This window comes from Psychrobacillus sp. FSL K6-1464, assembly GCF_038003145.1.
GTDB lineage: Bacteria > Bacillota > Bacilli > Bacillales_A > Planococcaceae > Psychrobacillus > Psychrobacillus psychrotolerans.
Map to the genome: position 1 here is coordinate 1,762,892 of NZ_JBBOOP010000001.1, position 12,004 is coordinate 1,774,895.

The following is a 12,004-nucleotide window of genomic DNA, read 5'->3' on the forward strand; positions in this document are numbered from 1 at the left end:
GAATTGCTTGAAAACAAATGTTAATATTCACTCAGGAAGAACAATATAATTTAATAACTCTTATCAAGAGAAGCCGAGGGAAATGGCCCGTTGAAGCTTCAGCAACCTCTGACTAGTCAGAAAGGTGCTAACTCCTACAAGATAATTTCTTGAAAGATAAGAATTGAGAGCAAAACGTTCACCCTCTTTTCTTGTTTATAGGAAAGAGGGTTTTTTGAATTTAAAGGAGGACAACAAATTGCCTATAAATATACCAAAACAGTTACCTGCAGCTGAACATCTTAAAAACGAGAAAATATTTATCATGGATACCGATCGAGCGATAGCTCAAGACATACGTCCGTTAAATATAGTTATCTTGAACCTTATGCCTGAAAAAGAAAAAACAGAGCTTCAATTGCTCCGTTTACTAGGAAATACGTCGCTACAAGTAAATGTAACCTTTTTACATATGGCAACCCATGATTCCAAAAATGTAAGTAAAACACATCTAGATACCTTTTATACGACATTCGAGGATATTAAGCACCGAAAATACGATGGGATGATTATTACCGGTGCACCTATTGAGCATTTAGAATTTGAAGACGTTAATTATTGGAATGAGATTATGGAAATAATGGATTGGTCTAAAACTCAGGTGACCTCTGTTTTACACATTTGTTGGGGGGCTCAAGCCGCTCTCTACCATCACTATGGTATCGGGAAATATGACTTGTCGAAGAAATGCTTTGGGGTATTCAGTCATCGTTTATCAGACCCAACTGTACATTTAGTGCGAGGGTTTAATGATGAATTTCACGCACCTGTGTCTCGATACACAGCTATATCTTTCGATGAAATAAAAAAAGACCCTCGTTTAATACTGCTTTCCGACTCAAAGGATGCGGGTGTTTTTCTAGTAATATCCAAAGATAAAAAGCATATTATGATTACGGGTCATTTAGAGTATGATGCAACTACACTTGCAGACGAATATAACCGAGATATTAAAAAAGGTGTGGATATTGATGTCCCAAAAAATTATTTTCCAAACGATGATCCAACACAAATACCGATGAACTCCTGGCGTTCCCATACACATTTACTTTTTTCCAATTGGTTGAATTATTATGTGTACCAAGAAACTCCTTATGATTGGGAGTAACTAAAAGGCTGGCCGTGAGTGAATTCACGATCAGCCTATATATGTTGATGAAAATGAGCATTATAATTTTTTATTCTGTCTTAAAAATTCGGTTAATTTCCTGCATTTCTTCTATCGTCAGTTCCACTTCAAGTGCTTTCAGATTTCGTAACACTTGTTCTGGTTTTTTAGCTCCAGGAATTACTGTATCTATGGTATTTTGTGCTAGATACCATGCAAGAACGATGGAAGAAACCTCTGCTTGTTTATCATTTGCTATACTACGAAGAGACTCAATCTTTTCCAAGTTACGAATATAAACCTCCCCTTGAAATAACGGATTTTTTGAACGGCCGTCTTCAATTATAGAATCTTTATTGAATTTTCCTGTCAAAAGACCAGAAGCAAGAGGGAAATACGGGATAAATGAAATTTGGTGTTTGGCGCAAAAAGGGATTAAGTCATTTTCTGCCTCTCTTTTGAATAGATTATAGCCTGATTGGATTACTTCTAAATTCCCGTCTTTATTGGCTTCGGTTAATTGATCCATTGTGAAATTGGATACGCCAATTGCTCTAATTTTACCCTCTTCTTTAAGTCGTGAGAGTGTTCCAATTGCTTCATCCTTAGGAGTTCCTTCATCTGGAAAATGGATATAGAATAGATCAATGTAGTCGGTTTGCAGTCTGCGCAAACTATTTTCAACGGTCTCTCTTAAAAATTTAGGAGAGTTATCTACAATAACCTTTCCATCCTCTATCTTGTGTGCCCCTTTTGTTGCAATAATCATATCTTGCCTGGTGTTAAATTCCTTTAATATTTCTCCTATGAGTTCTTCTGATCTTCCCATCCCATATATAAAGGCACTATCTATAAAATTGATTCCATTTTGAATAGCAGCTCGTACAATTTCCTTGCCTGTTTCATCGTTTAAATTAGGGAATAGATTGTGTCCACCGACCGCGTTACTTCCTAAACCAATAGGATTTACCAATAGACCAGTGCGACCAATTTCTACTGCATTTTTCATAATAATAGAAACAACTCCTTTTCTCTGAATATTTCTATTATAATATAGAAAAACCAGAATACAAAAAGGTGGAGATTGATTTGACGGTACTAACGGATGTGCACACTGATTTTATTGGAGTAGTTCATCAAAAGTTTTCTGATTTGATGAGAGATGTAGAAAAAGCAATCATGCAGATGGAGGAAGATAAGTTATTTTGGACTCCAAATAATCATTCGAATAGTGTAGCTATCATCATTAAACATATGAGTGGAAATCTGATTTCAAGATGGACGGACTTTTTGACGACAGACGGTGAAAAGCCTGACAGAAATCGGGACGAGGAATTTGAAAGTACAGTGGAAACTCGTGAGGAGTTGTTAGAAATTTGGTCGAGGGGATGTCAAGTATTCTTAGAAGCATTAGATACAATAAAATCAGTCCATTTGCTCCAAACTATTTACATTAGGAACGAGCCTCATACTGTTATGGAAGCTGTTATTAGAAGTCTTTCTCATACATCTTCTCATGTTGGACAGGTGATTTATATTGCGAAGCAAGTGACTACTGAAGAGAAGTGGACAACATTGTCTATTCCTAAAAAGCAAAAGTAGAAGTGGAGGCATTATTTTGAAGCTTGGACTATTAAAAAACGAGGTAAAGTTATCTCCATACGACGGGGAATGGGGGAAAGAGTTCGACCGGGTGAAACTAGAAATTTTAGAAGCAACAGGACTTCTAGAAGATCGAATACAGCATATTGGAAGCACCGCAATAAAAAACATGCCTGCTAAACCAATTATAGATATATTAATAGGAATAGACGATATTTCAAATGTAGATAAAGCTATATTTAAACAATTACAAAGTATCGGATTTCTAAGATTGAGAGTGGAAAGACCAGGTGAAATAGTTCTGGCCAAATTTACGGATGAAACTTATGAAGTGAAAACTCATTTCATCCATATGGTAGATTTTGAAGAAGAACTATGGTGTAATCAACTATTTTTTAGAAATTACTTAAATTCCAATGAGAAAGCAAAAGAAGCTTACATGAATATAAAAATTCAGAGTGCAAAGCAAAAGAATATTAATATTAGTGCATATACAGATTTGAAGGAACCATTTGTTAAAAGTATATACTCAAAGCGAACTAGTAAGGAAGTGAATTAGGAATGCTCACTAATCTTTATTTCGTCAGACATGCGCATTCCATCTATTCCACGGACGAATTGGGAAGACCGTTGTCTGAAAAGGGTATGGTCGATGCAAAGAAAATAACAGATCTGTTACTACAGGAGAATATAGAAGTAATAGTATCAAGTCCTTATAAGAGAGCTATTCAAACTGTGGAAGGAATTGCGAATCATTTAAAAAAAGATATAGAAATTATGGATGCATTCAAGGAACGACTTTTATCCGATCAACCAGTTGCTGATTTTAACGAAGCAATGTTAAAAGTATGGTCGGATTATGGCTTTTCACTTCCAGGAGGAGAATCTAATCATGTTGCGCAAGCTAGAGGTATCCATGTAACGAAAGAAATCTTGAAGAAATTTGATGGCAAGAATATCGCAATAGGTACACATGGTAATATAATGGTTCTGATCATGAATTACTTTGACTCTATCTATGATTATCGTTTTTGGAAGCAACTTGAAATGCCTGATATTTATAAACTCACTTTTTACGAACAGCATTTGGTAGCTGTTAATAGAATAGACAATGAATCCAGAACGAAGAGTTCGGGCTATACTATTTACAAACGATCTGACATACAACATAACTTTCAACAAGTGGATTTGAATCATCAAAGAATGATTGGTACGGTAACCTTTCATGACCAGGTACTAATAACCGTTGAGGTAGATTTATTGAATGATTGTCTTCAGGTAGATGGGGATATCGAGCATTTGAAACAGTTAATGAGCGAAAGAGATTTAGACATGGATTATATGGTTTTCTTTAAGGAAATGACTAAGTTTTTTGTTGAAAATAAAATTAAAGATCCTCAAAAGTACGCTGAAAAATTATTAAAATAATGGGAGGAAATTACCGGAATAGAACGTATGTGTGGTATAATTGATAGTATAGATTGATCTTCTCATGGGTGGACGGCACAATTTTTTTTACTTTCTGTTTAACGACCGGTACAGAAGGGGGTGCTGCTTTTGACGATATTTGAATCGCTCGTAATTATGATTAGTTTTTCTTCTCTAATCATTGCATTGATTACGCTGACCTTTTCAATGACACGAAAAAAGTAATCCACCTATGAGTTAGCGCTCGGATGGATTACTTAATCTCTTTGCCGACACCCTTGAAGGGAATCAGTCTATTTTACCGACCGGATGCTACTAACATCCGGTCGGTATTTTATTGTATACCTGTAATTCCTTTATTATACCAACTATCCTGAAGGGAATCAACGGAGTAGTTTTTTAACTATACACTTCTATGTTCAATCGGCAGTTTGTCGATCAATCAAAATCAAAGTCTTCTTCTCGTTCGATTTTCAGGATATTCCCAGTTCTTGCATGGACTTCCACTTCAAAAATCTGATTGCTTGATGTCATGATGAATACTTCGTATACGAGAAGACCATCCTCCATATCCAAATCCACGTGTACAATTTCTCCAGGAATTCTCTGCAAAGCAATCCTCATCGCTTGCTCCGAACTAATTCTCTGTCCATTCATTGGATTTACCACTAATTAAAACCCTCCTTGTCTTATTGATACCATTTTATGCAGACTGAATATAAAAGGATAAAAACTGTTTGACAATTGAAAGTATTCCTACTATCATAATAATTAACTTTTATGTTCGGAAAAAAGGCAGAAGATGCTAAAAGTAGTGTCGCCTAAGAACAGACGAGCTGAGACGAGTTAGTATAGCTGAGAAATTGTTTGAGTAAGAATAGTAGCTTTTGCGGACAATCAAGAGAGTCAGTGGATGGTGAGAACTGATTTGTTGCTAGAGCGAATGGGCTTATGAGAGCTTCCTCGATAACATTCATTGTTGAAGAGGTAGACGTGTTTCCTACGTTACAGGAGCTTAAGTGGGAGTATTACACTCCAACTAGAGGTGGCAACGCGGTAAATACCGTCCTCTTCCAAGGGATTTTTCTGAAATCCCTTGGAAGAGGACTTTTTTTGTTTCAAAAATAGCTGAGCAGAGCAGAGGAGAGATTTAAGATGAGAGGATTTATAGATAAAGTGGAGAAGAGTGAGCATTTGACTTATGAGGAAATGGTGGCTGCTTCCAAGCTATTGTTTGCAGAAAATACGGAAGTACACTATATTGTTGACTTTTTAAAAGCACTCTCCAAAAAGGGAGAGACTTCTATTGAGGTTGCAGCACTTGCAACAGTTATGAAGTCATTTGCCATTAACTTAAACGAACCGCATGGTGATTATATGGATAATTGCGGTACAGGTGGAGATGGTTTGAATAGCTTTAATATTAGTACCACCTCTGCATTCGTGTTAGCCGGTGCAGGAGCAACAATAGCGAAGCATGGTAACCGGAAAATCTCTAGTAGCGCTGGAAGTTCGGATGTACTAGAAGCATTAGGAATTCATGCATCTATTAGCTCTGAGGCAACTATCGACCTACTTAAGCAAGAGGGATTAACTTTCCTCTACGCACCAAATGTACATCCGAAGTTAAAAAGGATTGGAATCGCTAGACAAATGATCGGAAAGCCGACTATTTTCAACCTGGTCGGTCCGTTAACTAATCCAATTAAATTAGAAACACAATATACCGGAATTAATCGTTCGGATTTCACGATGGAATATGCAGAAGTCTTAAGAATTTTAGGAAGAAAAAGAGCCATTGTTGTTTGCGGTGCTGGAGGGATGGATGAGGCTTCTCTTGCCGGTGTTAATCAGTTAGTCCTAATAGATAACGGAGATTTAATACCCTTTAAGCTGACGGCAAATGATGTAGGTTTAACTTCTGCTCCTATTTCTGCAATACGTGGTGGAGATGGTCACACAAATGCCAAAATACTGCGTAACGTTCTCCAAGGTGAAGCAAGTCCTTATTTAGATACGGTGCTTTTTAACACTGGAATAGGATTATTTGCATCTGGAATCGTTAGCTCAATTCAAGAAGGAGTAAAGCTAGCAGCAGAAACGATCCGCTCAGGAAAAGCATTAGAAAAGTTGGAAGCAGTTATAACTTTCAGTCAACAATCTGTTAGACAGGAGGTGGCATTATGACAACAATCTTAGATAAGATATTAGCTGCCAAAAAAGGGCAAGTAGAACAGATGCTTCTGGGATCGATACCTGACCAGTTAGAAATTATTACACGACCATCGTTATTTGAAGCACTTTATCAATCTGAAAAACTACAAGTAATTTCTGAGATTAAACGAGCTTCCCCTTCTAAGGGATTAATCGCAGAAGGTATTATTCCAGCTGACCAAGCATCTCAATATGCTAATGCGGGAGCAGCTTGTATTTCTGTATTAACCGATACTCCGTTTTTTCAAGGAACATTTGATGATTTAGCTGAAGTTGCTAGCACTGTTTCTATTCCAATTCTTTGTAAAGACTTTATCATTCATCCAATCCAAATAGATCATGCGAAGCATGCTGGAGCTTCTGTTATATTACTTATCGTAGCAGCACTAAAACAAGAAAAACTTTTATCTTTATACGAATATGCAGTTAGCAAGGGTTTGGAAGTGTTAGTAGAAGTTCATGACTCAGTGGAGCTAGACCGTGCTTTGCAGCTGGATGCAAAACTAATCGGCGTTAATAACCGAGATCTTCGAACGTTTCAAGTAGATTTATCACGTACGGCTGAAATTGCAGCAAGCTTTCCATTTGAGGAAAAACGTGTGCTCATAAGTGAAAGTGGTATTTGGAATGCTACGGATGCTTCAAAAGTAGCTAACTATGGTGCCAGTGCTGTACTTGTTGGGGAATCGTTAATGCGAAGTGGAGATGTTCAGAATGCTCTTCAAAGCTTGCAAGTACAAAGAGAGGTAATTACTTCATGACGAAAGTGAAAATTTGTGGCCTCATGGAGAAAGAACATGTTGAAGTGGCAGTTCAGGCGGGAGCAGATGCGATTGGTTTTGTTTTTGCACCTAGCAAAAGAAAAATAACGATTGATAAAGCACGAGAGTTAGCAAAAGGCATTCCACCTGAAGTTTGGAAGATTGGAGTATTTGTCAACGCAACAAAAGAGGAACTATTAACTGCTTTTCAAGAGGTGCCGCTCGATTTTATACAATATCATGGCCAGGAAACACCTGAATTTGTTCGAACAAATAATGTACCTTCTATTAAGGCGTTATCTGTTCATAATGAAGCTGATGTTTTACAGGCAAAACAATATGACACTGATTTTTATTTATTTGATGCACCGGGTACGCATTATCAGGGGGGTAGTGGTGAAGTATTTGATTGGAAGCTGATGGAGGGTAATGATATTCCAACAGAAAAAATCATTCTAGCGGGTGGGTTGAATCCAAACAATGTAAAAGTGGCTATTGAGCAGATAAAGCCCTTTATGGTTGATGTTTCTAGTGGAGTAGAGCGAAATGGAACCAAAGATATAAAGCTTATTCAAGCATTTATAAGAGCCGTAAAAGATGATGGGAGTGTGGAATAATGGTAAAAATAGCAGATGACCAAAGAGCGGGAAGATATGGTAGATTCGGTGGTCAATATGTTCCAGAAACATTGATGACAGCTTTAATAGAGCTTGAAAAAGCTTACGAGGAAGCAATTGCTGATCAAACATTTGTAGATGAAGTAAATTACTATTTAAAAGACTATGTTGGTCGCGAAACCCCATTATATTTTGCAGAAAGACTGACAAGAGAACTTGGTGGTGCACAAATTTATTTGAAAAGAGAAGATTTAAATCATACAGGTGCCCACAAGATAAATAATACAATTGGTCAGGCGTTGCTCGCAAAGCGAATGGGTAAAAAGAAAATCGTAGCGGAAACAGGTGCTGGGCAGCACGGCGTTGCAACTGCCACTGTTTGTGCATTATTTGACCTTGAGTGTGTTGTATTCATGGGCAAAGAAGATGTGCGTAGACAGGAACTAAATGTATTTCGAATGGAATTGCTCGGTGCACAAGTAGTGTCAGTGGATAAAGGGTCTGGCACGCTGAAAGATGCAGTGAATGAGGCTTTAAGGTATTGGGTTTCTAATGTCGAAGATACCCATTATATATTAGGCTCTGCGCTTGGTCCCCATCCATTCCCTAGAATTGTTCGTGATTTCCAACGAGTAATTGGAGTAGAAACAAAGCGTCAAATAGTTGAAAAGGTAGGGAAATTACCAGATGCGGTTGTCGCATGTGTTGGTGGCGGTAGTAATGCAATAGGCATGTTCCATCCTTTTGTAGATGATCAGGATGTTGCATTGTATGGCGTAGAAGCAGGAGGAAGTGGTATTTCGACAGGACTCCATGCAGCGGCTGTCACTGGGGGTAAAGAAGGGGTGCTACATGGTTCTTATATGTATATTTTGCAGGATGATAATGGATTTATCCAAGAAGCACATTCCATCTCCGCTGGTTTAGATTATCCTGGAGTAGGTCCAGAGCATTCCTATTTACATGATATTGGTCGTGTACAATATACGTCCGTAACAGATGCTGAAGCGTTAGAAGGTTTACAATTACTATCGAAAAAAGAAGGAATTATACCAGCTCTTGAAAGTGCCCACGCCATCCATTTTGCGACGGAACTTGCAAAAGAAATGTCTCCAGAAGAAATATTAGTAATTTGTTTATCTGGCCGTGGGGATAAGGACGTTCAAACAGTGCGTGATGCGTTAGGGGTGAATAACAATGGCTAAAACAAAATTATTAAACGCTATTCAATCAGTAAATACTCAAGGAGATAAAGCATTTGTCGCATATATAATGGCAGGAGACGGAGGACTAGAGACATTAAAGTCTAAAATTTTCTTTTTACAACAAGCAGGTGTAACTGCTATTGAATTAGGTATTCCTTTTTCGGATCCTGTTGCAGATGGGCCAACGATACAGGAAGCAGGGGAACGCGCGCTTGCAAACGGTGCAACACTTCGGTCTATCCTGCAGGAACTAGAAACTTTTTATGAGGAAGTTAGAGTACCGCTTGTACTAATGACTTATTATAATCCGTTACTTAGTTATGGGTTAGAACAGTTTGCACAACAATGTGAAAAATTAGGAATAGCTGGACTAATCGTCCCAGATGTACCACTGGAAGAAACAATAGAACTTCATGGAGTACTTGAAAATACAGATATCGCTTTAGTTCCTCTTGTTTCTTTAACAAGTCCACCAGAGCGCCTTAGGAAAATTGCAGTGTCCGGTGAAGGATTCATCTACGCTGTAACGGTAAACGGAATCACGGGGATCAGAGATGGGTTTAGTGACCAGTTGGAGCAACATTTCACAAGTCTGTCTGAGCAGAGCGCTATACCTGTACTAGCAGGATTTGGTATATCTACCCCGGAACAAGTAAAAAGTATGGGAACATTAGCTGATGGCGTAATTGTAGGGAGTGCTATTGTGGAAGCGTTCCATCAAAATGACTTGGATCATATAACAGCACTAGTTCAAGCTTCTAAAGCAAAAGTATTTAACTAACACTTAATGGATTGAGATTGTATGGAGGATTCTTCAATTAAAAAGCATAAGTAAGGTAAAATAAACCCCATTCTGAGCAACTAGCTCATAGAATGGGGTTTATCATTTATTTTATCTAAGCCTTTTTGATAAATAAAGACATGATTAATCCTACGATTGCTAGGATTAAACCAAATATAAATGCATCTTGTACACCAGCAGTTAATGAAGCACTCAATGTTTCTGGATCCATTATATCAGTCGCATTCTTTAAATAAGCAGTTTGAGAAGTCGACATAATTGTAATCGCAACGGCTGTACCGATTGCACCAGATACTTGTTGTAATGTATTCATCAATGCTGTTCCATCAGGATACAGATTTCTAGGAAGCTGATTAAGACCATTTGTCTGTGCTGGCATCATAACCATTGATATTCCAACAAACAGAACTGAGTGCATCACAACAACCATAAATATAGAAGTGTCCATTGTAATATTGGATAGCATCCATAACATGATAATCATGATGACAAACCCTGGAGTAACAAGGCCTCTAGGACCATATTTGTCAAATAGACGACCAGTTAAAGGAGACATAAGTCCGTTCAAGACACCCCCTGGTAGAAGTACGAGTCCAGCTGTAAATGCAGCTAAAGCAAGTCCTGTTTGTAAGTATAATGGCAACAGAATCATGGAAGACATAATTACCATAAAGGTTATAAATACACTTAATAACCCTAACGTAAACATTGGGAATTTTAGGACACGTAAGTTAATCATTGGCACTTCCATTTTGAACTGTCTTAGACTGAACAAAACTAGTGATATAAGGCCGACAACGATTGTCAAAATAACTATTGCACTGCCCCAACCCTTTTCTCCTGCACTACTAAAGCCGTACACAATTCCGCCAAAACCAATAGTTGATAAAATAATAGAAAGTATATCTATTTTCGGTTTCGTTACAGTTGTTACATTTTCTACGAATTTTATACCGAACAACAACGCAATGAAAAGAAACGGTAAACAAATCCAGAAAATCCAATGCCAAGTAAGTTTCTCAAGAACCAAACCTGAAATAGTTGGACCAATGGCTGGTGCAAACATGATAACCAATCCCATGAGCCCCATTGTTGCCCCTCTTTTGTGAACAGGGAAGATGAGTAAAATAGTATTGAACATTAATGGTAATAATAATCCTGTCCCTATTGCTTGTACAACCCGTGATAGCAATAACACAGTGAAACTAGGTGCAACCGCTGCAATGAATGTTCCTACTATAGAAAATAGTAAAGAAGCAATAAATAATTGTCGCGTGGTGAACCATTGCATGATAAATCCAGAAACAGGAACTAATATTCCCAGTGTTAATAGGTAACCAGTTGTTAACCACTGAACGGAGGATGGACTAATATCGAATATTCCTATTAGATCTCCTAGTGCCATATTCAATGCTGTCTCACTAAATAATCCGACAAACCCTGCTATTAAAAATGAAATTAAAATAGGGGTTGTTTTAAATACTTGTTTTTCTTGCTGTGGTGCGTTTTCAATCATGAACAAATTCCTCCAATTAATAACTATATAGACCTTCATACATTTGGATGAATTTAAACTAATCCTTACTTAATAATATTGTTATGTGCTTTTTAGCTACTTCAAGCGGTTTATTACTTTTACTCGTCAAAGATAAAAGAATAGCACCTTCTATCATTAAATTCACAGTAATCCCCAAGTCCGTTGCTTGTTCTTTGTCATATCCAGACTGAAGCAATTTTTTCTGATAAATTGCTTGCCATTCTGCAAAGGCTAATTGACAAGCTATACGAATCGGCTCACTCGTAGAATGGGTTTCGCCAGCTATTGTGCCAATAGGGAAACCTATGTTTTTACTATTTACAATGATTTCTGATAAATGATCTAAATGTATTTGAAATGCATTGATAGGATCTTCAATTTCATCAAATAATTCTTGAATTTCATTTATAACAATTTCTTTTGTATATTCAATTGCTGCAATGGCAAGCTGTTCCTTTCCATCCGGAAAATAATGATAAAGTGATCCTTTGGGAATTCCACTTTCCGCAAGAATGTCTTTAAGCCCTACTCCGTAGTAGCCTCTTAATCGAAAAAGGCGAGAGGCAGTTTCAATAAGAACATCTTTTGAATTATTTTTCTCAGACACTTTTAAATCACCTCACAAATTATACAAACTGGTCTATTAGTAAATATATAGAAATGCACAAGCGTTGTCAAAAATTTTTGATGA

Annotated in this window: 13 protein-coding genes, 1 pseudogene, 1 riboswitch and 1 other annotated feature; of the genes and pseudogenes, 10 read left to right on the forward strand and 4 right to left on the reverse strand. The window is 37.4% G+C overall.

Annotation, left to right across the window (positions count from 1 at the left end; translation table 11 throughout):
- Positions 1-57 precede the first annotated feature (57 nt).
- A riboswitch (SAM riboswitch) is annotated at positions 58-163 on the forward strand.
- Positions 164-238: 75 nt separating this feature from the next.
- Entirely contained in the window at positions 239-1,147 is a 909-nt protein-coding gene (gene metA / locus MKX39_RS08630; protein WP_340769148.1) for a homoserine O-acetyltransferase MetA, read from the forward strand.
- A gap of 70 nt (positions 1,148-1,217) precedes the next feature.
- Here metA and MKX39_RS08635 read toward each other — a convergent pair whose 3' ends face one another.
- Positions 1,218-2,156, reverse strand: a complete 939-nt coding sequence (locus tag MKX39_RS08635) for an aldo/keto reductase (protein WP_340769149.1) — start codon at positions 2,154-2,156, stop codon at positions 1,218-1,220.
- Between the two features lie 80 nt (positions 2,157-2,236).
- Between MKX39_RS08635 and MKX39_RS08640 the strand changes: the two genes are divergently transcribed.
- The 4 genes and pseudogenes from MKX39_RS08640 to MKX39_RS08655 all read left to right on the forward strand — a co-directional run bounded on the left by MKX39_RS08640 (position 2,237) and on the right by MKX39_RS08655 (position 4,402).
- The gene (locus MKX39_RS08640) at positions 2,237-2,749 is read left to right on the forward strand and encodes a DUF1572 family protein (RefSeq protein WP_093534286.1); all 513 of its coding nucleotides are present in this window, start codon (positions 2,237-2,239) and stop codon (positions 2,747-2,749) included.
- Positions 2,750-2,765: 16 nt separating this feature from the next.
- Complete coding sequence (locus MKX39_RS08645; protein ID WP_093534284.1) at positions 2,766-3,308, forward strand: GrpB family protein; 543 nt, start codon at positions 2,766-2,768, stop codon at positions 3,306-3,308.
- Between the two features lie 2 nt (positions 3,309-3,310).
- Positions 3,311-3,862: pseudogene (locus MKX39_RS08650) on the forward strand (histidine phosphatase family protein); the annotation flags it as partial.
- Between the two features lie 444 nt (positions 3,863-4,306).
- A complete protein-coding gene (locus tag MKX39_RS08655; RefSeq protein WP_245762605.1) occupies positions 4,307-4,402 on the forward strand; it encodes a putative holin-like toxin in 96 nt (31 codons plus the stop codon).
- 213 nt (positions 4,403-4,615) lie between these two features.
- On the opposite strand, the gene MKX39_RS08660 is transcribed toward MKX39_RS08655, so the two are convergent.
- A complete protein-coding gene (locus tag MKX39_RS08660) occupies positions 4,616-4,846 on the reverse strand; it encodes a PepSY domain-containing protein (RefSeq protein ID WP_340769152.1) in 231 nt (76 codons plus the stop codon).
- Between the two features lie 189 nt (positions 4,847-5,035).
- Positions 5,036-5,251 (forward strand) — a binding site (T-box leader).
- An 81-nt stretch (positions 5,252-5,332) separates the two neighbouring features.
- Between MKX39_RS08660 and trpD the strand changes: the two genes are divergently transcribed.
- Genes trpD through trpA form a run of 5 tightly spaced genes read left to right on the forward strand, consistent with a single transcriptional unit; the run spans position 5,333 to position 9,755 of the window.
- Positions 5,333-6,364, forward strand: a complete 1,032-nt coding sequence (gene trpD / locus MKX39_RS08665; protein ID WP_340769154.1) for an anthranilate phosphoribosyltransferase — start codon at positions 5,333-5,335, stop codon at positions 6,362-6,364.
- Positions 6,361-7,152 (forward strand): indole-3-glycerol phosphate synthase TrpC, encoded by a 792-nt coding sequence (gene trpC, locus MKX39_RS08670; protein WP_340769155.1) that lies wholly within the window; start codon positions 6,361-6,363, stop codon positions 7,150-7,152. Before trpD ends, trpC begins: the two co-directional genes overlap by 4 nt.
- Positions 7,149-7,769, forward strand: a complete 621-nt coding sequence (locus MKX39_RS08675) for a phosphoribosylanthranilate isomerase (RefSeq protein WP_340769157.1) — start codon at positions 7,149-7,151, stop codon at positions 7,767-7,769. The genes trpC and MKX39_RS08675 overlap by 4 nt, the downstream gene beginning before the upstream one ends.
- Positions 7,769-8,974, forward strand: a complete 1,206-nt coding sequence (gene trpB, locus MKX39_RS08680) for a tryptophan synthase subunit beta (RefSeq protein WP_340769159.1) — start codon at positions 7,769-7,771, stop codon at positions 8,972-8,974. The genes MKX39_RS08675 and trpB overlap by 1 nt, the downstream gene beginning before the upstream one ends.
- Positions 8,967-9,755, forward strand: coding sequence for a tryptophan synthase subunit alpha (gene trpA, locus MKX39_RS08685; RefSeq protein WP_340769161.1), 789 nt, complete (start codon positions 8,967-8,969; stop codon positions 9,753-9,755). The genes trpB and trpA overlap by 8 nt, the downstream gene beginning before the upstream one ends.
- A gap of 115 nt (positions 9,756-9,870) precedes the next feature.
- Here the strand turns inward: trpA and MKX39_RS08690 are convergent, their stop codons facing one another.
- Entirely contained in the window at positions 9,871-11,292 is a 1,422-nt protein-coding gene (locus tag MKX39_RS08690; RefSeq protein ID WP_340769163.1) for a DHA2 family efflux MFS transporter permease subunit, read from the reverse strand.
- 58 nt (positions 11,293-11,350) lie between these two features.
- Positions 11,351-11,920 carry a TetR/AcrR family transcriptional regulator gene (locus MKX39_RS08695; protein WP_340762266.1) on the reverse strand — a complete coding sequence of 190 codons (570 nt, stop codon included), beginning with the start codon at positions 11,918-11,920 and terminating at the stop codon, positions 11,351-11,353.
- Between the last annotated feature and the right edge of the window lie 84 nt (positions 11,921-12,004).

What these genes read in the sequence shown, in the direction of transcription:
- MKX39_RS08690 (WP_340769163.1), bottom strand. Translation starts at nt 11,292, where the DNA reads ATGATTGAAAACGCACCACAGCAAGAAAAACAAGTATTTAAAACAACC.
- MKX39_RS08635 (WP_340769149.1), bottom strand. Translation starts at nt 2,156, where the DNA reads ATGAAAAATGCAGTAGAAATTGGTCGCACTGGTCTATTGGTAAATCCT.
- trpD (WP_340769154.1), top strand. Translation starts at nt 5,333, where the DNA reads ATGAGAGGATTTATAGATAAAGTGGAGAAGAGTGAGCATTTGACTTAT.
- MKX39_RS08675 (WP_340769157.1), top strand. Translation starts at nt 7,149, where the DNA reads ATGACGAAAGTGAAAATTTGTGGCCTCATGGAGAAAGAACATGTTGAA.
- trpA (WP_340769161.1), top strand. Translation starts at nt 8,967, where the DNA reads ATGGCTAAAACAAAATTATTAAACGCTATTCAATCAGTAAATACTCAA.
- trpC (WP_340769155.1), top strand. Translation starts at nt 6,361, where the DNA reads ATGACAACAATCTTAGATAAGATATTAGCTGCCAAAAAAGGGCAAGTA.
- trpB (WP_340769159.1), top strand. Translation starts at nt 7,769, where the DNA reads ATGGTAAAAATAGCAGATGACCAAAGAGCGGGAAGATATGGTAGATTC.